Source organism: Sinorhizobium fredii (assembly GCF_002944405.1).
In the GTDB taxonomy this organism is placed as follows: domain Bacteria; phylum Pseudomonadota; class Alphaproteobacteria; order Rhizobiales; family Rhizobiaceae; genus Sinorhizobium; species Sinorhizobium fredii_C.
Genome location: NZ_CP024310.1, coordinates 1,384,927 through 1,404,079 on the forward strand (window position 1 = coordinate 1,384,927; position 19,153 = coordinate 1,404,079).

At 59.1% G+C, this 19,153-nt stretch carries 16 protein-coding genes; 6 read left to right on the forward strand and 10 right to left on the reverse strand.

The window, feature by feature from the left end:
• Window positions 1-280: 280 nt before the first annotated feature.
• The 3 genes from NXT3_RS30065 to NXT3_RS30075 form a co-directional block, all read right to left on the reverse strand.
• On the reverse strand, window positions 281-718 hold the full coding sequence (locus NXT3_RS30065) for a hypothetical protein (protein ID WP_037416305.1): 438 nt from the start codon (window positions 716-718) through the stop codon (window positions 281-283).
• 225 nt (window positions 719-943) lie between these two features.
• Window positions 944-2,260, reverse strand: a complete 1,317-nt coding sequence (locus NXT3_RS30070) for an HlyD family type I secretion periplasmic adaptor subunit (protein ID WP_037416302.1) — start codon at window positions 2,258-2,260, stop codon at window positions 944-946.
• Window positions 2,257-4,017, reverse strand: a complete 1,761-nt coding sequence (locus tag NXT3_RS30075; RefSeq protein ID WP_104841442.1) for a type I secretion system permease/ATPase — start codon at window positions 4,015-4,017, stop codon at window positions 2,257-2,259. Before NXT3_RS30075 ends, NXT3_RS30070 begins: the two co-directional genes overlap by 4 nt.
• A gap of 347 nt (window positions 4,018-4,364) precedes the next feature.
• Here NXT3_RS30075 and NXT3_RS30080 point away from each other — a divergent pair, with 347 nt between their 5' ends.
• Genes NXT3_RS30080 through NXT3_RS30100 form a run of 5 tightly spaced genes read left to right on the forward strand, consistent with a single transcriptional unit; the run spans window position 4,365 to window position 8,721 of the window.
• Window positions 4,365-5,648, forward strand: a complete 1,284-nt coding sequence (locus tag NXT3_RS30080; protein WP_234828215.1) for a capsular polysaccharide export protein, LipB/KpsS family — start codon at window positions 4,365-4,367, stop codon at window positions 5,646-5,648.
• A gap of 4 nt (window positions 5,649-5,652) precedes the next feature.
• A complete protein-coding gene (locus NXT3_RS30085) occupies window positions 5,653-6,423 on the forward strand; it encodes an ABC transporter permease (protein WP_104841261.1) in 771 nt (256 codons plus the stop codon).
• Entirely contained in the window at window positions 6,420-7,079 is a 660-nt protein-coding gene (locus NXT3_RS30090; protein WP_104841262.1) for an ABC transporter ATP-binding protein, read from the forward strand. Before NXT3_RS30085 ends, NXT3_RS30090 begins: the two co-directional genes overlap by 4 nt.
• Entirely contained in the window at window positions 7,080-8,423 is a 1,344-nt protein-coding gene (locus NXT3_RS30095) for a KpsE/RkpR family capsule polysaccharide export protein (protein WP_104841263.1), read from the forward strand.
• Window positions 8,424-8,430: 7 nt separating this feature from the next.
• Entirely contained in the window at window positions 8,431-8,721 is a 291-nt protein-coding gene (locus NXT3_RS30100; RefSeq protein ID WP_104841264.1) for a hypothetical protein, read from the forward strand.
• Window positions 8,722-8,862: 141 nt separating this feature from the next.
• Here NXT3_RS30100 and NXT3_RS30105 read toward each other — a convergent pair whose 3' ends face one another.
• The 3 genes from NXT3_RS30105 to NXT3_RS30115 are packed head-to-tail and all read right to left on the reverse strand — an operon-like array spanning window position 8,863 to window position 13,557.
• A complete protein-coding gene (locus NXT3_RS30105; protein WP_104841265.1) occupies window positions 8,863-10,365 on the reverse strand; it encodes a capsular polysaccharide export protein, LipB/KpsS family in 1,503 nt (500 codons plus the stop codon).
• Window positions 10,362-11,594, reverse strand: a complete 1,233-nt coding sequence (locus tag NXT3_RS30110; protein WP_234828258.1) for a glycosyltransferase — start codon at window positions 11,592-11,594, stop codon at window positions 10,362-10,364. The genes NXT3_RS30105 and NXT3_RS30110 overlap by 4 nt, the downstream gene beginning before the upstream one ends.
• A gap of 13 nt (window positions 11,595-11,607) precedes the next feature.
• The gene (locus NXT3_RS30115; RefSeq protein ID WP_158665428.1) at window positions 11,608-13,557 is read right to left on the reverse strand and encodes a hypothetical protein; all 1,950 of its coding nucleotides are present in this window, start codon (window positions 13,555-13,557) and stop codon (window positions 11,608-11,610) included.
• A 188-nt stretch (window positions 13,558-13,745) separates the two neighbouring features.
• Between NXT3_RS30115 and NXT3_RS30120 the strand changes: the two genes are divergently transcribed.
• Window positions 13,746-14,357 carry a methyltransferase domain-containing protein gene (locus NXT3_RS30120; protein ID WP_158665429.1) on the forward strand — a complete coding sequence of 204 codons (612 nt, stop codon included), beginning with the start codon at window positions 13,746-13,748 and terminating at the stop codon, window positions 14,355-14,357.
• Between the two features lie 102 nt (window positions 14,358-14,459).
• On the opposite strand, the gene NXT3_RS30125 is transcribed toward NXT3_RS30120, so the two are convergent.
• The 4 genes from NXT3_RS30125 to NXT3_RS30140 all read right to left on the reverse strand — a co-directional run bounded on the left by NXT3_RS30125 (window position 14,460) and on the right by NXT3_RS30140 (window position 19,011).
• Window positions 14,460-15,680, reverse strand: coding sequence for a DUF6716 putative glycosyltransferase (locus tag NXT3_RS30125; protein ID WP_104841269.1), 1,221 nt, complete (start codon window positions 15,678-15,680; stop codon window positions 14,460-14,462).
• A gap of 4 nt (window positions 15,681-15,684) precedes the next feature.
• Window positions 15,685-16,854: an acylneuraminate cytidylyltransferase gene (locus NXT3_RS30130; protein ID WP_104841270.1), complete on the reverse strand. Its 1,170-nt coding sequence runs from the start codon at window positions 16,852-16,854 to the stop codon at window positions 15,685-15,687.
• Window positions 16,855-17,793 carry an N-acetylneuraminate synthase family protein gene (locus NXT3_RS30135; RefSeq protein ID WP_104841271.1) on the reverse strand — a complete coding sequence of 313 codons (939 nt, stop codon included), beginning with the start codon at window positions 17,791-17,793 and terminating at the stop codon, window positions 16,855-16,857.
• A gap of 183 nt (window positions 17,794-17,976) precedes the next feature.
• Entirely contained in the window at window positions 17,977-19,011 is a 1,035-nt protein-coding gene (locus tag NXT3_RS30140; RefSeq protein ID WP_104841272.1) for a capsular polysaccharide export protein, LipB/KpsS family, read from the reverse strand.
• Window positions 19,012-19,153: the final 142 nt, after the last annotated feature.

Here is a 19,153-nt window from a genome sequence, read left to right on the forward strand (position 1 = left end):
GCAATGTGGGAACGCGGCTGTACAGGCCAGCGGCCCGCGAACGGGCGCGGGTGAAAGTGGAGTTTGCGGCCGGGTCGCGCACACTTCGCCGCTCCCGCGTCCCTTGCTCGAAGATGCAAGAGGCGCCGTAGCGGCGAAGTGCCTCCCCCGCTTTGGATCGCCAGTACCTTTGAGACGTTCACCAGGCGACGTTGCAGCGGACAAGCCGCAACACAACACACCCTCTCCGGCCGGCGTCGTCGACCGCCATTCAAAGCCGTCGTGGCAAACGTCGCCTGCCTTAGCCGAAGAAAATCTGGCGCAAGCGGGCAAACAGGCCTGGCTGGTTTTCGACAAGCATCGCGCGAATGTGACGTGCCGCCGTCGACGCACTGACCGTGGCGCCGAAATGGCAATAGCAGATGACCTTGTGCAATTGCTCGTCACTCAGTTCGAAGAACCGCTTCGCCTCGCCGTAGCTGTCATTGTCCAGGCCGGCAGTCCGCAGGACCGGGTCCTCGAATGCAACGGAGATCGGCGTGCCGTCGCCGCGCATCGTGGCGCGCACATGCGCCGGCTGATACTCGGTCTCGTGCAACGTCGAAAGCCGTCTGTGCGGGCTGCGTTCCAGGAGTTCCGCCCAGCGCTCCAGACGCTCGCTACGCGACAGGGTCCGGCGCGGAAGGTCCTGTTTGACCTCGGCGACACTTTGCAGGTCTTCGATTGCATGGTGCTTCATTGTGACCTCCTAATCAGACTTAGTTGGTCCCCCATTCCACCTCATACGCCTAATAAACGTGACTCCAACCGGCCGCGAAGTCCAATCACGAAAATGCCCCGCGAACACTTAACCAGCAAAAATTGAGGGATTTCGCGCGGACCCGCGCCTGACGCCGCCCTCTCACGCGTGACGAGCCCGCGCCCGGGGATGCCCGGAGGCGCCAGTTCGTTTCCCGCGACCGTCTCAATCCTCGCGGAATGCGTGCCGCATCTGGTCGGTGAGCGGCTTCGCCAGATAGGAAATCACCGTGCGATCGGCGATCTTGATGAACACCTCGGCCGGCATGCCCGGATAGAGGGAGAGGCCCTTGAGCTTGGCAAGGCTCTCCGGCTTCGGGCGAATGCGCAGCGGATAGTAGGTGGCGCCGGTCCGCTCGTCGCTGACCATGTCCGGGGCGACGGTCACCACCTCGGCCTCGACCTCCGGCGTCGTGCGCTGGTTGAAGGCGCTGAAGCGGATCTCGACGGGCTGGCCGACACGGATCTGATCGATGTCGTGGGTTGCCACCCGCGCCTCTACGGTGAGTTCGTCGGCCTCCGGCACCACGAGCATCAGCGTCTCGCCGGGATTGACAACGCCGTTCACGGTATGGACGGCCAGCTGATAGACGCGGCCCGGTAGCGGCGCGGTGATGTCGAGCCGCCGCAACTGGTCGGTCGCTGCCGTGCGCCGCTCCTCATATTCGGCGATCTTCGCCTCGACATCGGTCAGCTCCTTGGAGATCTCCGTGCGCCGGTCCTCGTCCAGTTGCAGCACCTGAAGGTCGATCTCGCTGGATTTGCCGCGTGCCTGAGCACGCGAGGCGATATACCGTCCGCGGTCGCCCTCGAGCTCCGCCCGCTGGCGTTTCAGCGTCGTCACCCGTTGCATCGGCACCAGGCCCCGGCCATAGAGCGAGTCGACGCCGGTCAGTTCCTCCGCGATCAGCGTCAAGGCGTCCTCGATCGCCTTCAGCTGCACGGTCAGGCCGTCGATCTCGTCGGCCAATTGTGCCTTGCGCGACTGCAGCTGCCCCTTCATGCCGAGCAGCGCCGTGCGGCGGCTGGCGAAGAGCTTCTGCTCGCCATCGACGAGTTTTGCCGCCGCCGCGCTGGAGACGAAGTTCGCGAGGTCCTTGTCGATCTCGAACGACTCGGCGCCGATCCGCTCGGCCAGCAGGCGGGCGCGGCGCGCATAAAGCTGCGCCAGCGTGCTTTCGACGATCGCAAGGTTCGCACGCACCGTGGTGCCGTCGAGCCGGATCAGCACCTGGCCGGCCTCAACGCGGTCGCCTTCCTTGACCTTGAGTTCGCCGACGATGCCACCGGTCAGATGCTGGACCTTCTTGACATTGTCGTCCACGACCACGACGCCGCCGGCGACGATCGCGCTCGACAGCTCCGTCGTCGCCGCCCAGCCGCCGACGCCGGCCACGAGGGCAAGCGCGAGGACCGAGACCCCGATCATATGGCGAGAAAGCGACCGGCGCGCATTGGGCGCCCGTTGCGTGCTTCCGCTCATTGCTTTGCCTCCTGGCCTTCCGCGACGATCTTCAGCGGTGACGCACGTTCCGTCTGCTGCCCCCTCAACACTTTGCCGAGCACTTCCTCCTTCGGGCCGAAGGCCTGCTGCCGCCCCTCGTTCATCATCAGGACGAGGTCGGTGCTCGCAAGCGCGCTCGGCCGGTGGGCAATTACCACGACGATGCCGCCGCGCCGGCGCACATTCATGATCGCCTCGCTCAGCGCCTGCTCGCCATCCGCATCGAGGTTCGAATTCGGCTCGTCGAGGACCACCAGGAAGGGATCGCCATAGAGCGCCCGGGCGAGCGCGATGCGCTGGCGCTGGCCGGCCGAGAGCGCCGTGCCGCCCTCGCCGATCTCAGTATCGAAGCCGTTCGGAAGACGGAGGATCAGCTCATGGACGCGCGCCGCCTTGGCAGCCGCCACAATGGCCTCGGAGGTCGCATCCGCGGCGAAGCGGCAGATGTTCTGCGCCACGGTTCCGGCGAAAAGCTCCACGTCCTGCGGCAGGTAGCCGATATGCCGTCCGAGCGCGTCGCCGTCCCATTGGTCGAGTGCCGCCCCATCCAGCCGCACCGAGCCGCGATAGGCCGGCCAGACGCCGATAAGGGCGCGCGCGAAGGACGACTTTCCCGATCCGCTCGGGCCGATGACGCCAAGAGCGCTGCCGGCCCGCACGGTGAAATTGATATCGGTGAAAATCAGCCGCTGCGCCGCCGGCGGCCCGCTCGCCAGCGCCTCGACGCTCAGACGCTCGTGCGGCTTCGGCAGCGCCAGCGGGGTTTCGGCCTCCGGCAAGGCCTTCAACAGGTCCTTCAGGCGCTGCCAGCTCTGCCGCGCCTGAACGAGGCCGCGCCAGTTGCCGATGGCGAGCTCGACCGGGGCGAGCGCCCGGGCGGTGAGGATCGAGCCGGCGATGATGATGCCGGGCGAAGCCTGGCCCTCGATCACCAGCACCGCGCCCGCAGCCAGCACGCCCGACTGCAGCGCCATGCGGAAGACCTTGGAGAGCGCCCCATAGCCGTTGCCGATATCGGATGCGCGGCGGTTTTCCTCCCGGTATTCGGCGTTGCGGCGTTCCCAGAGCTCGGCAAGCCGGCCGGTCATGCCCATCGCCTGGACGACCTCGGCATTGCGCTGCGAGGCCTGGGCAAAGGCGCTGCGAAGGCCGCCCGCCTCGGATGCCTTCTTGGCAGGCGCTTGCGTGCCGCGATTGGTGAGATAGGTGAGAAGCGTCAGGATCAGCCCGCCGCCGATCGCCACGAAGCCGATGACCGGATGGAACAGGAAGCAGATGGCGACATAGAAGGGCAGCCAGGGAAGATCGAACAGCGCCGCCGGCCCCGCGCCCGAGAGGAACGAGCGAACCTGATCGAAGTCGCGCAGCGCCTGCAGCCCGTCTCCCTGCATCTTCAGCTTCAACGGTGCCTTCACCACCGCCCGATAGATGCGGCCGCTCAAGCTCTCGTCGAGCGCGCCGGCAATGCGCACCAGCATCCGCCCGCGGATCAGTTCGAAGGCGCCCTGGAAGGCATAGAGAAGCAGGGCGAGCAGACAGAGCGCAATCAGCGAGGGAATGCTGCGACTGGGCAGAACCCGGTCATAGACCTCGAGCATGAAGAACGAGCCGGTGAGATAGAGGATATTGACGAGCGCACTGGCAATGCCGACGCCGACAAAGGCGGATCGGCACTCTCGCAAGGCGGAGGCGGGGTCGACATTCCTGCCGCTCGATACTGTCAAAGGTTCAGGCACCGGCGAATCTCTCCAGGTCGGCATGGTCCGGCCGCCAAGGCGGCCTTTTGTTGAGGTCCAGGCGCGGACGCGCCGAGAACGAGTGTGTTCGGTCAGCTTGTTGCTCCGCACCTTAAATCACGTTGGCCTAATTTTTCAAAGTCCGCATGCAGAAGTTGTTACCGGGGTGACAGGGATTATACGGTCGGTTGTCGGTTGCCGATGCGGCGGCAGGCCGCGCCATTGCCCGCCCTCGGCGATGCGAACACGCCTCCGCTACTGTCTTGCAAATTCGGCAGGATAGTGTTGCGAACCAGAAAGGAGAGCTTTATGTGCAGGGCGACGCGACTTGATCTCGGTGGAGAGTGGTGAGCAGAAAGGCTGCCCCTGAAATTTCCGGTGGCGCTTCTGTGAAGCGGCTGGCGACTTTTGCCGTCCATGTGACCGAGTGGAAGAGACCCTTTCTGGAGCGCTCGTTTCCCGACCGGCGCTTTCATTTTCTGCCAAAGAACCTGTCCGACTCGGATTTCGACCGGACTTGGAAGCCTCGCATTCTCCTGGAGGGGCCATGCGAGGTCTTCGTCTGGGGCGCCGCCTTGCCGCCGGCGCTGGCCGAAATCGCGACAAAGCAGAACATCCCTGTTTGCTTCGTCGAGGACGGCTTCCTTCGGTCAGTGCGGCCGAGCGCCAGCCGTACGCCTCCCCTGTCGCTAGCGCTCGACAGCAGGGCACCCTATTTCGATTGCCACAGGCCGTCCGATCTCGAAGTGCTGCTTTCGACCTATGACTTCGAGGCGGATGCGGCGCTGATGGAGCGGGCGCGCGCCGGCGCCGCGCTGCTCCTGGGGAGCGGCATCAGCAAATACAATGGCGGGCTGCAGCGGACGGCGGAAGAGATTTATGGACCAAAGACGCGCAAGCGCGTGCTGGTCGTCGGCCAGGTTGAGGACGATGCTTCGATCCGCTACGGCTGCCCAAGCCCGATGACCAACAACGACCTGGTGCGGCTTGCCGCGTCGGAGCAGCCGGAGGCCCAGATCCTCTACAAGCCGCATCCGGACGTATTGAGCCGCGTTCGTCCGGCCCGATCCGATCCCGCCGAAGTCGCGCATCTCTGCGAAGTGGTCACCGAGAGCTTGCCGCTGGCCGAAGCGCTGCGGACGGTCGATCATGTCTATACGATCACCTCGCTGGCCGGTTTCGAAGCGCTCATGCGCGGAATCGAAGTGACGACGGCCGGTTCGCCCTTCTATGCCGGCTGGGGGCTGACGGACGACAGGCAATCCAATCCGCGCCGCGGCAGGAAGCTTTCGCTGGAGGCCCTTTTCGCCGGCGCCTATCTCCTCTATCCTCGCTACTTCGAACCCGTCACCGGAGATGAGACATCATTCGAAGCGACCGTCGCCGCGATCAAGCGGCAACTCGACGAACCCGATCTCAGACAGCCTTCCCGCCCGGCCTGGCGGCCGTGGGGCCCCTATGGCGTGCTCGGCTGGCGCCATCTGCTCATCGCGATCATGGCGCCGGCGATCCGCCATGCCGGCAACGACCGCGACGCCGAAGATTTCCAGGCCGACCCCATCGGCTTCTTCCGCAGCCTCTCCGACCGGCGGCTGCGGCTGATCGGCCGCATTCTCTATCCCTTCGGGTGAAGCCGTGAGCTATCTCTCCACCCATATCCGCGTCGTCGGCGCCCTCCTCGTGCGGGAGATGGCGACGCGGTTCGGCTCCAAGCCCGGCGGCTATATCTGGGCGCTGCTCGACCCGGCGGCCCATATCCTGCTGATGACGATGATCTTCCGGGCGATCGCCCGGGCGCCCGCGCTCGGCACCAGCTTCGCGCTGTTCTTCGCCACCGGCTACATCGCCTTTCAGTTCTATCAGGCGATGACCAGCTATTTGAATAGCGCGGTGCGGGCCAACAGGGCGCTGCTCAGCTACCCCAATGTGGCGCCGATCGACACCGTCGTCGCCCGTTTCGTCCTGCAGGTCGGCACCACCTCGCTCGTCGCGTTCATCGTGCTCGGAACGATCGTCGCGACCATGCGGGTGGAAACCGAACTGCATTGGCCAACGATTTTGGAGGCCATCGCTATGGCCTGCCTCTTCGGCCTCGGCATCGCGATGATCAATTGCGTGCTCTTTCTAAAGTACCCGCTCTACGAACAGGTCTTCGGAATCGTCAATCGGCCGCTTTTTCTGATCTCCGGCGTGTTCTTCCTGCCGGATTCGATTCCAGCGCCATACCGCGACCTTGTGCTTATCAATCCACTTGTTCACATCGTCATGGGCTTCAGAAAGGGCTTTTACCCGGAGTATCGCGCAATCGGCCTTGATATGAATTACCTTTACGGAATCGCATTTCTGACATTGTGTGCCGGAATGCTGGTCTTCACTCTCTCCCGAAAAACGCTGAGAAACGAATGATCCGGTTCGAGCAGGCGACGAAATATGCCCGCACCAAAGGCATCAAGAAGCCGATCATTGAGGATGCCTCGCTTACCCTCAACCGGGGAAAAAGCGTCGGCCTGCTCGGCCGCAACGGCGCCGGCAAGTCGACGCTGCTCCGCCTCATCGCCGGCGCGATCCGGCTCGACAAGGGTCGAATCATCCGCCGCGGCAAGATCTCCTGGCCGCTTGGCTTCCAGGGAAGCTTTCAAACCTCGCTTACCGGCGAACAGAATGTGCGCTTCGTCGCTCGCATCTACGGCGTCGACACCGAAGAACTGATCGCCTATGTCGAGGATTTCGCCGAGCTCGGCCCCTTCTACAAGGCGCCGGTCGGCACCTATTCCTCCGGCATGAAGGCGCGGCTTGCCTTCGGCTTGAGCATGGGCATCAACTTCGATTATTATCTCGTCGACGAAATCACCGCCGTTGGTGACTCAAATTTTAAGAAGAAATGTCAGACTGTCTTCGAGACCAAGCTCCAGGATTCCGACGTGATCATGGTCTCCCACAGTTCCAAGACGATTCGCGATTATTGTGATTGCGGCGTAGTGCTGGAAAAAGGCAAGCTGACTTATTATGACGATGTCGAGGACGCGATCGGCGCACACGACAGAAACATGAGGGAAAACTAAATGGCGGCCAGCAAAGACGCGGCAGCAAACAAGCCGGGCCCTGCACAGGCTGCCGATAGGCCAGCCTCCTCCCCAGCCGCCAAAGGCGATGCGAAGAGCAAGGGTATCGCCGTGCTCGAGGGGCTGCTCGGCAGGGAGAGCGCCCCTGTCATTCCGCTTCGCGAGCGGCAAGACAGGGCCCCGCCGGAAGAACAGGCCACCTCAAGGCCTAAGTGGCTCAAGAAGTTCGCACTGCGCCATACTGTCATCGCGGGCTCGTTCCTCGGCCTCGTTGCCCTGCCGGCTACATTTGCTTCGCTTTACATGGCCTTCATCGCGGCCGACCAGTATCACAGCACGACTTCCTTCGCAGTGCGTAGCATTGAGGGCGGCGTTTCGACCGATATCCTCGGCATGTTCACCCAGGCTTCCGGCGGCAGCACCGTCTCGGACAGCTATATCCTCATGGACTACATCCTGAGCGAGCGGATGGCCGCGGATGCCGATCGCAAGTTCAAGCTCGAGGACGTCTACGCCACCCGAGGGCTCGACTATTTCTACGGCATCGGCTCCGACCTGCCGATCGAAGACAAGCTCGACTATTGGCGAGACATGGTAAACGTCAATTTCGACCACGCTTCCGGCATCATGCAGGTCACGGTCAAAGCTTTCGACGCGACACAGGCGCGGCAGATCGCGCAGTTCATCGTGGACCAGAGCGACAGCCTCGTGAACAGCCTGTCGCTTTCGGCGCGCAACGACGTGCTGAGGGCCGCCCAGGACGAGGTCTTGGCGGGTGAGGCACGTCTTGCCAAGGCACGCGCGGGGCTGCGCGACTACCGCGACAAATCGCAGGAAATCAGTCCGGAAGAGGGCGCGAAGCTCGCTGTGCAACTGATCGGCGGCTTGGAGGAAGAACTGACGAAGCTCAATGCTGACCTTGCCGCGGCTAAGAGCCAGATGAGCGAGGACACCCCGCGCATTCGCGTACTAAAAACCCGTATCGAAAGCCTGGAACAGCAGATCGCCGTTGAGCGCCAGCGGCTGGGCACAGGCGAAAAAAGGTCCGCCGCGAATGACCCTGACGCGCCTGATGTCGCCGGCCGCATCGCGGAGTTCGAGGAACTGGAGACCGAACGCGAATTTGCCGAGCGCGCCTATACGGCGGCGCTGGGGTCTCTTGAGAAAGCACGGATTGAGGCCAACAACCGACAGCGCTATTTGGCGCTGTTTATCGAGCCGACGCTTTCGGAGCTGGCGCAATATCCGAGCCGACTGCTCAACGCACTGCTGGTAACGCTCGGGCTGCTATTTGCCTGGGGGATCGGCGTGATGAGCTACTACAACATTCGGGATCGGGCATAGCATAAGCATGGACATCCGCGAGATCATAGACCAGCTTGAGAGGCTCGAAGGACCGAGCCGGAGGTTGGATGGCGAAATCGCTCAAGTGGTTGGATGGAAAAAGAAAGTGGAAACTTTCAAAGATCCGAAATCAGGTGAGGCTCGGGAACGCCTCCTTTGGTTGGTTCCGTCGAACAATGATGAAGGCATCATTCCCAGATATACACTGAATATTCATGACGCATACAGCCTCGCCCAAGAGCTTGCTCCAACATTGGAGGATGTAGCTGGGAGCGAGGGAAGGGCACTGCCATTATAAATGATGGTCCCTACTGCCAAGCCGTCTCCCCCCCGATCGCGTTGTGTATTGCCGCACTAAAAGCGATACAGAAGGAACGGCAGTGACGGCATCAGAGGCAGGGTCCCGAGGCGGCCAGTTTCTGCCTCCTTCACCTGTTCCCTAGATCACCTTTAGCTTCTTGAGCACCTTTTCCGAAGGACGGACTATCGCAGCCGGCAGCGCAGCTTCGAGTGCGTAAAGCACTCTCCACTTGAGGGTATCACGTCCCGGCTTTCGCTTTACGGGCGGCTGCGGAGGCTTCACCTTTTGCAGCTGTGCGGCGGTCATCTCTTGATGAACTTGGTACGTTTCAATGAGCGCGATCGGCGCTCCTGGAAGATGTATTAATTTATCGAACGCGCGAGGCTTAGCAGCGGCGTTTACTACCTTTGCAATACCGACTTTCAAAAATTGCTCTCGGCTCGCGAACTCCTCGGCATAAAGGGAATTTGCGTCCCTTTTCTTGAAGGCTTGAGCAACTGCTCTCACAAGCTGCCCGTCCTCGAAGGCCGCCTGATCCGTATATGTGTAACGAAACAACTGAAACGCTAGCATCCGATAACGGTAGTCGTCCCGTAGAACAGGAATGTCCTCGATGTTGCGCAACGACCCAATGTCATGGCACGGTACGAACGGCCCCACGCGACTTTCCGGCGCAACACATACCGCGGGCTTTCCAAAAATGAGCGAAGCCTGGATCCCGACCGTAGATGTTTGCACCACAGCGGCGTCTACGATCGACAGAAGATTCTGGGATATACCTTCTACCGCCATCCACTTCGGGTAGACTAAGAGATTCGGATAGTTTTCGCGAAGATAATTGAAGGCTGACTTTTCGATAACTGGGTATTGCGGATGCTCGGTTACGACAGCCCCAACATCGCGTGGAATGGTTTCGAGCACATCCAGAAGGAAATCCAGCTGTGATGAATAAGGAGTGTAGGTATCCAGCGCTGACACGCCTTCTTTCTGAAGTGCAACTAGGACGTTCTTGCTTCTAAGACGGCCAAGCGAAAGCTCAGACAGTTGCCGGCGCTTCAGCTTGTGCGACATGTCCTTGGCAAACCTGCGAGCCGCTTCGATCTCCGGGTGTGTAATGCCCTCAAGAAACTGACTTGCCACTCCCGTGTGGAAAACGTCAGAACGGTCAATGCCTGTCGCATCGAGCGCCCACAGGCGAGGATACGGGGCGCGTGTGAAAGGAGATTCGACAAACGAAAAATGCATCGCCTCAGGGAAAGCAGACCGAGGCAAAATTCCCCGGTCGCAAACCGAAATGATGCAATCAAACTTGGCATCACCCACAGCTGTTTTGAAGACATCCAACGGAGCCGAGATATCCGTTTCAGATCCGCTTGCGGCAAGGAAATGATCGAGGGTAAATCGGCCCGCCGTGATATTGCTTGGGAAGTCTACGACAAATTTGTTCTCGATACGGTCGAGGAGTGACTCGTTTTGCTTGTACCAGCGCTCCATCTGGTGGGAGTTTAGGCAGATAGATACGGCATGGCCTTCATTGAGAAATGCCTTGGCCAGTTGGTGGCCGAGCCAAACCCAGTGAGCAGAATTATGGAATGCTCTGCCCTCCAAAGACGGCTTGCAGTAAATAAGTACGTTCATCATCTTGCCTTCCCCGGCACCGAAATCGCCCGAACATCACCTAGAATTTTTTCGCCCGAAAGCCTGGCCGCGACCGCATCGTCGTAACGCAGCTCGCCGCTTCCCAACTTGGACAACCGCGGCAACGTTACCTCTTTAGCCTCCCGCATCAAACCGACCCAACGACCGAGAAGGCGAGTCTTAGCGCGCTCCTGCTTAATCTCTTCAGCTTTGGCGGAGTATGCCTCTCGCAGCCTCGGGTATTTAGCGAGCTGTAACATTGCCCTCGAGAGGGATCTAGGGTCGCCTAAGCCGGGCGCCAACAAGCCATTTGCGCCGCCGCGAATAAGCTGATTCGTTCCCTCACACTTCTCAAAGCCGATCGCAGGCAATCCATGCGCCAAGCCTTCCGCCAATGAGATTGGGCTGCCTTCGAACCATGAAGGCAGCACAAAAACCTGGCTTTCTGACAAAGCATCATAAAGGCGATCATGCTCAAGACCACCATTCCACACCACTCTGTCTTTCAGGCCGAACCGGTCAACCAATTCCCTGAACTTCCGCTCCTCGTCGGCGTTATGAGCGTTTCCAACGCACAACAAGTCCCATTCCGGTATTTCGGACGCGATAGAGCTAAACGCCTCCACCAATACATCCTGCGCCTTCTGAGCAAAGTGGATACGAGCGACGTTAATAAAGCGCTTCCTTGTTACGTTCTGCCCAACAGCATCCGCTCGACGAGCCGGCGGAACAACTGGGTTCGGGATGACGTGCGTCCGATCGCGGTCTTCGAAGTCGACAGTGTCAGCATGGGAAGGGACTAAAAGGTGAATGAGATCCGCACAACTGAAAGCAGCCCTTCTCACCCGAGGGTCGCGAAAATTCGTCTCGCTGATCGATGGGGCAAAATGTTCAGATAATACGAGTGGAATGTTGAGGTCCTTCACAGCCCTTATGAAGTGCCAGAAAGCCGGGACGACATCCATAACGCAGACCACATCCGGTCGCGCGGTCTGGATAGCATGCCGCAATTCGGAACCAAACTCCGGCTGATCCCTGAAATTCAGCGGGACAACTTCCGCGCTGACCGGGAGGTCATAGACCGGCGTAACCGCAGCGGCGTCGCCGCGGTTGTGAGTATAGATGACGGTGCTCCAACTCTGCTCCTCGAAGGCCCATGCCAAGTCTGCCGCAAGACGTTCGATCCCTCCCCGGATTCTTGTCATTGCGGGGCAATACAATCCTATCTTCATGTTCAAGCGCCCTCTATTGCTTTGACAACCAATACCGCTTTGATGCAAGTGAATCGATTTCACCGGTGATACTGTTGTCATAAACAATGGAAGAAAACACTTGCCTGTCTTCAGCCGTGCCGTTCCGCAGCAGCAGGTTCACGAAAAAATATGCCAGCGCCGGCTCCAGCGCGAAGTAACGCAAGTTATTGCCAAAGCCGACGAGCATCCAGTCCAAGAAGTCCAATGCGCCCTCATGGATTTCATTCAGCGTAAGCACGCCCGCCGCACCCCATCCTGGCTGCGTTTCATATTCAACTTTTGTTTTGCCATTCTCGATTGACACACCAACCGCACTTGGACCGCTGGCACAGATCATCGCCTCAACGACGGCTGTAACGACCGGCTTGCGGACATAAGACCCTGTGGGGACCGACAAAAAGGAAGAAAACCTTCCCCGCTCCTCTGTGACCTGAAGCAACGACGGCTCCGCGAGCACATACAGAAAGTCGTAATCGCGATCAAATAGCTTCGAAAACAACTTCTGCGTTGTGCCGTGATATCCCAAATCAAAGAAGATCGCATCGTCGCGATCAATGTCTGGTCCGTACACTTGCCTCAGCCTCTGTTTCGCAGCTTCAGCTTCATCGACGACCTCTTGGCCGTGTGCCGCAACAGCACTCAGATAACTCTCTTTGTGCCGCTCTTTCGTGGACAGGCGCCTGTCGTTGAATTCCGCTAGCACGACCTTTGCCGTGGATGACCATGACATCCTGGTCTTGTACAATGCTTCAACCGGCTGATGAGGCTTGATCGGGTGTTTCAACGCAGCCGTGATAATGTCTGTGGCGGAGTCAATCTGTGCCGGGTAGAGGACCCGCCTGCTAGCAACTAGATAATTTGATTTCACGTCCAGACTAGTAAGCCTGGAGACCTCATTGAAAAACCGGATAGGCAAGAACCCGTCGCGAGCTAAAAAATGCACAATGTTAATCGGCCCGAGGCTTTTCCTCATCCGGACTTCACGCGCCACCCAGTGGGCTAAGCCGAGATTGAGGACTCCGGCAGCCATGAAGCCGATGTTGTAGGCGTCCCCACCAAAAAGAGACTTCTCGTGCAAGTCAGCTTCCGGTTCCTCAAACATCTTGTATGCAAGCGCCGCCACAATCATGCGGAACGGCGCCGGAAACTTCGACAGTCGATCAAAGCCGTTGCGCCCATACAGTGGGTGATGTTTGAGTCGATCGATGGGGTTCGGCAAATGATAGACTTGCCAACCGGCGCTCTTCGGATTCGCCACATCGTTGGTTTCATTGTCACCAATATGGCAAATGTCGTGAGGGCGTAGAGCGGGGATATGGGTGGCCAACTGAGCGAAGATTGCGGGGAAAATAGTCCCTGCGCTCTTAGTACGCTGACCAGCTGAAGAAACGAACAGCCGATGGTAGCCCACCACACCGCATTTTTCGAGGACGAGCTTTAAGTGCTCCTCATCGTAATAGGTGTCTGAAGTGATGATCACCATGGCCCTGCTCTTCACCGCAGCTTGGAAGAGTTTGAGGCCGGCCGGCCTTGGTGTCGACAGTTCCAGTTCGATCTGCCTCTCGAGGTGGTGCAGTGCCTCGCACAACCGACGATCAACCGCGTAATGCAATTCGATATATTTGTAGACTTCCGAACTCGAAACTTCCTTGTTGGTCGGCTCCTCCTGAGAGGCGAAATTTCTTATTTTCCGGATAGCGTCCCCTCGCATTGCTGCAATTGGGAGGCGCACACCAAGGTCGTCCCTCGCGCGCTTTTCCAGAAGATAAAAGATGTCTTCAGGTGAACTGATGAATCTGGCGACTAAGGTATCGAAGACATCGAACGAGACGACCTTGAATTGACCGTCTTCTAGTCGCTTTATGAACTCAAACTGGTCGATCACTTCGCTGCTGGAAAATAGCTTAGCAACCTTCGGAAACATTCCGCCGTGGTGTTTCAAGTTCAACAATCTCCATTTCGGCCACCCTCCCTAGCGCACACTGAGTATCCGAGGGGCATTTCACGGTCAATGGATGCTTCGAAATGAAGACAAATTTTGGGAGTTCGTTGTTGACCTAGCCTCGGGTCGCATTGACTCCGGAATGCATGCGGAGCATTTTTGCCGCGAAAATCGGGAGAAAGCACCGCATGTCAGTAGCATTCAACGTCAAACATCCTGCTCTCTTTAATGTTGAGAGTTTTAAAAGCCCTCAGGAGTTCTGCCTTAAGCTTTTGCAGAAATACGGCATTGCTACACCGAGGGTTGTGGTTGAAATTGGCGGTTCCGTTGGTGCTAACGCTCACCAGATGTTTCCAGATTCCGACTATGCCAATCTCGATCTCGCTGATAGCGACAAAGTCAAGACAATTGTGTGCGACGTGACAAAAGGCATTCCCCTAGAGCCAAATTCCGTTGATTTGCTCTATTCTAACGATGCCTTCGAGCACATCTCCAAACCTTGGCTTGCCGCCCAAAATATCGAAAAAATCTTAAGACCGGGTGGCGTCGTGTTCATTGGCACATTGTTTGCGTGGCGGTATCACCCCGTTCCGGGGGACTACTGGCGCTATACCCACCAGGGGTTGGTTGAGTTGTTCGATGAACTTGAGTGCCTAGAGGCCAACTTCAACGCTTTTCATCGTAGGGAGGATGCCCGCGGCCATTGGGGGTCAAAACGCGACCATGTGCCCGTCGATATGCTCGGCGGCTGGCGTGAAAATTGGAAGGTTTACTATCTGGGTCGCAAGCCGCTCGCCTAAATTTAGCGTCTGCTGCGGCTTCAAATGAACTGACAAAGATCTCATCCTATCTGAGAACTTTGGTGGACTTTGGTATGAGAACCCGACGACAGCGTGATCATCTTAAGCCCCGGTGAAAAGCTTCGTGAACAATGCAGTCCAACGCCGCGGCGCCTTCCGCGGCGTCTGATGTTTCCTGCCAAGGACATCTGACGTCCCATATCTCCGCATGAGATGGTCGCGAAGTGCGGGAGACATTTCAGCGTTCAGTTGCTTCGCTGCTATCGCCACTCGCTGTCCGCCCGCTATTGCGAGCGCCTCCCGAACAAGTGTCTCCACTTTCCGGTTCGGGTCACCAATATACCGAGCGCGCCAACCTGCATTCGGCTTCGTCTCAACCGGAAAGTCGAGCTCGTCAAAAGTCCTGATCAGACCGGAGCCATAGAAATAATGCAAGCCGTAGTCATCATGCGCGCCGAAGTCGCCGATGATCACTGTCGGAATGCCGGCATGGATCGCCTCGGCGGCCACCGTCGAGCAGACGGTCAGGCAGTGCGAGGCCCTGGAGAGCAACGTTGACGCCTTTTCGGAGGTAAGGCTCAGATTGCCGGGCCATCCTCCCTGACGCTCGGCCACCGCCTTGAGCAGCGGCTCGATCGGGTGCCAGGATCGATGCAGGGTCGCATCCTTGCCCATGGTACGCGGCTTTATTGCGATGCTGATCTCTGGAAAACGCTTTGCCAGGAGAACCAACTGTTCGGCCAGGAATTCGCGCTCGTCGTGGTAACGTGGGATCACCGCCTGCTCAAAGAAAACGACAGGCCCGGTTTCCGCCACCGGCTGCCGGTTCATGGGCTCCAGCAGCGCGCCGACGCCGAAGACCCGCGCATTGCTCGCGTCGATGCCGAAGGCACCGCACATCGCACGATAGGCCTCGGCATCCGCCTCGCAATTCAGCCAGAACAGGTCGCTGCCGGTACGCATGGAAAAGCCGTCATAGGCATGGCGCAGGACGAGGCCGGGATAGGCGGAAATGACCAGAGGCCGGCGGCTGCCAAGCTGGATCAGGTGGTGCATCAAACGGCGGGTTGAGAGGCCCTCAAGACAGGAAAGCACGATATCGTAGCCCGCAATCTCACCCGAGCCGCAGAAAGCTTCGATATCGATCCAGCGGACTTTGGACGCAAGGCCATAGCGCTGCACCTGATCTTCGCTGATCTGTTTCTTGCGGCGCGCCTGAACGAGAGCGAACTCGACAGTGCAGCCCGCGCGCTCGAAATGCGGCGCGATCAGCCCAGCGATATTGAGAAACGAATCGTATGAGGCGAGCGCCAGCACGCGCATCGGGTTAGCCAATCAGATCGTTGGAGATCAGGTAGTCGCTGAGCTCCCGGAGCGCGCCATTGCCGCCGGACTTCCGGAGCACCATAGTCGAGATCGCCTTTGCCTCCGGATGTGCGTCGGACGGAGCAAAGCTCATGCCGCAGACCTTCATGCAGTCGAGATCGTTGATGTCGTTGCCGATATAGGCGATCTCGGCCCAATCCAGCCGATGCTCTGAGCGCCACGCATCAAGCGCGGGCAGCTTGTCGCAAATGTGGTGCAGCACGTCCATCTTGAGCTTGGCCGCACGCACCTTGACGACCGGGTTCTGCTCGCGCGAAAGGATGAGCATCTTGAGCCCGCGATTCCTGAGCATTTCGATGCCCATGCCATCGCTGCGGCTGCAGCGCACCGCCTCGCTGCCATCCTGATTGACGATGACGCAATCGTCCGTATGGACACCGTCGAAATCGGTGATCAGCGCCTTGATCTTGCTGTTCGGCGACAGGCGATGCGGATCGTGCAAGCGGGCATAGGCCTCGGCGACGGTCCAGTCCTCCGCTGTATCGATTTCGATCGGCGGCATCTCGACCGGCACGAGCACGGTCTTGCCGCAGAACCTGTTCCCACGATCGAGGAACTCCGGAACGCGCATCGCATAGATCGCCCCGGTCTCCCGGTAGCGCGGCGTCATATCCTGCCGGCGCTGGCGAGGCTTCGTATGGTTGTGGGTAATGCCTGCCGCCGTTCCGTCGCCGGCGATCTCCCAGATGAAACCGTGATCCTCGATCGCGCTGAAAGCGCTGGCCGCCCCCTCCTGCAAGAGCTTCGACACGACGGCGTCAATCTGCTCCGAAGTGGTGAAGGGAGAGGTGCACTGAAGGAAGACGAGCACGTCCGGCATTTTTCCGGACATGCTCCCGATCTCCTGCAAGGCGTGAATGAGCGCGGATTCCGAGCTTGCCGTCGAACCCGAGATCTCGACTGGTCGCTGAATGCCGACCGCACCGAAACTTGCGGCCACGTGGAGGATTTCCGATGAATCGGACGAGACATAGACGCCAGAGACGTATTCGGACCCAGCGGCCGCAAGCACGGCGCGCCCGACCAGCGGCACGCCGTTCAGAGGCCTGATGTTCTTGCCGGGAAGGCCGACAGAGCCTCCCCGCGCAGGAATGACGGCAACGACCTTCATTTACGAGACTTGCCGGATCTGGGCGCCGTGTTTTTCTTCACGCCACTTGAGCTTGTCGCGCTGCACGAGCTCGACATCCAGCATTTCCTTGCCCTTGTAGGCGATCGCCTTGCTGACATTCTTCAGGTCGCGGCACAGGCGGCGCAGGCCGTCGGGCTCGAGGCTGGCGGCGTGATCGGTGCCCTTCCAGGTGCGGTCGAGCGTGAAGTGGCGTTCGACATATTCGAACTCACCCTTGCCGTAGATCTTGCGGCCGATCAGGCCGGCCGTCATGGCGGCGACGTCAGCGGCAATGCCGAGGTGATGGCCGGAGAAGCCGATCGACTTCACCTTGTCGCCGTAGCGCTCCTGCAGGCGATTGATCTCGAGCACGCAGATGTCGGGGAAGGCGACCGGATAGCCCGAGGTGCAGGCATAGAGGACGAGATCCTTGGCGCGGCCGCGATCTTCGTAGAACTTCACCAGCCGGTCCGTCTCGTCATGCGTCGTCATGCCGGTCGAGACGTGGATTTCGCCGTCGTAGTTCTTGCAGAGGAATTCCTGAAGCACATAGTGCTGGTTGGTGGCCGAGGGCAGCTTGATGAGGTTCGGCTTCAGCGCCGCGATTTCCTGGGCGGAAGTGAGATCCCACACGGAGGTCGAGTAATCGATGCCCATCGCGCGGCACTCTTCCTGCAATTCCTTGTGCTGCCCTACCGAGAACTCCAGAAATTCACGGTGTTCGCCGTAGGTCTTTCCATAGGAATTGGCTGGAACCGGATGCGGCCGGTCATATTCATCCGGCGTCAGCAATTCGCGATTGTGGCGCTTCTGGAACTTGGCGACATGCGCTCCGCAGATCTTGGCCGCGACGCGGATCAGTTCCTTAGCTGTATCCATATTGCCCATATGGTTGCAACCGATCTCGGCAATCACTTTGATTTCATTGGTTTCGGTCATAAGCAGCTTCCCTAATTGATCGACGAATGCGCCATCGACATAAAATTGATCAGCACGGCATCGCGCCTAAAACAAGGCACCCGTGTACGCACCGTGTGCCTTACGATCCGGCCGTCCTTAGACATTCCTCCCGCCAAAGGCAACCGCGCCACTTAATGGATTTAACACCCGATGAAGCATGTTCTATTGCGGCTGTTGCAGCGGTGTGACATTGCGCAGCTCGCTCAATCGGCGAACAACCGTTTCGAAATTCGTTGGATCACCCGTTTCGGGATCGAAGTAACGCGAGTGCAGCAGATAGGCAGCGGCGAAGATTTCGCGCGCCGAAAGACGCCGTGTGCGCCGAGGACTCGTTTGCCGGTCATCTGTCGCGCCCCAGCCGGCATAGAAGGGCAGGCCGATGCAAGTCACGGGGATGCCGCGCAACAGCGCCTCGAAACCCATGAGCGACGTGATGGTGTAAACATGATCGGCACCGTCGAGGGCGTCTGCAGGCGTCACATCTTCCTTCAAAATTGTGCAGATATCGGCGACGTCGGAGGGATCGGAGACACCCGCACGTGTACCATGCAGGACTTCCGGGTGCGGCTTATAGATAATCTGTGCGTCAGGGTTTTCCAACGCGGCCAGCCTGACGAGATCATTATTCGTCATCGGCGTGTCGCAGCCAAAAGCAATGGCTGCATCTGTCTCGACCTGACCTACGACCAAAACGCGTTTCCTGGTTTTTGACCCAAGAATCGACTCAATGACGACACTCTTTCCGAGATTGTACTTGCTGACACGCAGATCAAGCAGCGTCCTAGTGCACCGGTCCACTCGATCCATCAGCGCTTTGTCTGCCGCAAAATCGTGCGTCTGCAGCGTGCGCTCCAGGTCCGAAGGATTTCTCGCGTCATAATGCGTCGTGCGGCTATCGATGATCAGCGATGCGGGCGCCGCTTTGTGCGCGCCAAGCGAGACGGACCGCACGAAGCCATCCTCGACATGGTAGAACGGAATACCGAACAACTTGCAGAATTTCTTCAGGAACGGCGGGTGCTTGAAACCCCAGACGTAAACCTCTTGTCTTGGCGACAGGAGCAGCCGGAAAGGCCAGCCGCGCCGCAACATCAGCTCCGGATTGCGTGTGATCACCCGGCATTTTCTGTCCGGGAACCATTTGGGAATGTAGGATTTCCACGGCTCGAAACCGAAAAAAGTGGCTTTGCGCGCCATAGGCCTCTCCATGTTGCCCGGCCGTTATGACGGATGGAGCGTCATATGACAACGCGACTTGATGCGTTGTCGTAGTATTTGAATCGTTATAGAGAGGCTCTGTAAACTTGGCCCGTGGCGACGATATGGGAAACATAAATGC

Bases quoted from the DNA above. Each gene is read 5' to 3' on its own strand.
- NXT3_RS30065 (WP_037416305.1), bottom strand. From the start codon at position 718: ATGAAGCACCATGCAATCGAAGACCTGCAAAGTGTCGCCGAGGTCAAA.
- NXT3_RS30070 (WP_037416302.1), bottom strand. From the start codon at position 2,260: ATGAGCGGAAGCACGCAACGGGCGCCCAATGCGCGCCGGTCGCTTTCT.
- NXT3_RS30090 (WP_104841262.1), top strand. From the start codon at position 6,420: ATGATCCGGTTCGAGCAGGCGACGAAATATGCCCGCACCAAAGGCATC.
- NXT3_RS30095 (WP_104841263.1), top strand. From the start codon at position 7,080: ATGGCGGCCAGCAAAGACGCGGCAGCAAACAAGCCGGGCCCTGCACAG.
- NXT3_RS30100 (WP_104841264.1), top strand. From the start codon at position 8,431: ATGGACATCCGCGAGATCATAGACCAGCTTGAGAGGCTCGAAGGACCG.
- NXT3_RS30105 (WP_104841265.1), bottom strand. From the start codon at position 10,365: ATGATGAACGTACTTATTTACTGCAAGCCGTCTTTGGAGGGCAGAGCA.
- NXT3_RS30110 (WP_234828258.1), bottom strand. From the start codon at position 11,594: ATGAAGATAGGATTGTATTGCCCCGCAATGACAAGAATCCGGGGAGGG.
- NXT3_RS30120 (WP_158665429.1), top strand. From the start codon at position 13,746: ATGTCAGTAGCATTCAACGTCAAACATCCTGCTCTCTTTAATGTTGAG.
- NXT3_RS30125 (WP_104841269.1), bottom strand. From the start codon at position 15,680: ATGCGCGTGCTGGCGCTCGCCTCATACGATTCGTTTCTCAATATCGCT.
- NXT3_RS30130 (WP_104841270.1), bottom strand. From the start codon at position 16,854: ATGAAGGTCGTTGCCGTCATTCCTGCGCGGGGAGGCTCTGTCGGCCTT.
- NXT3_RS30135 (WP_104841271.1), bottom strand. From the start codon at position 17,793: ATGACCGAAACCAATGAAATCAAAGTGATTGCCGAGATCGGTTGCAAC.
- NXT3_RS30140 (WP_104841272.1), bottom strand. From the start codon at position 19,011: ATGGCGCGCAAAGCCACTTTTTTCGGTTTCGAGCCGTGGAAATCCTAC.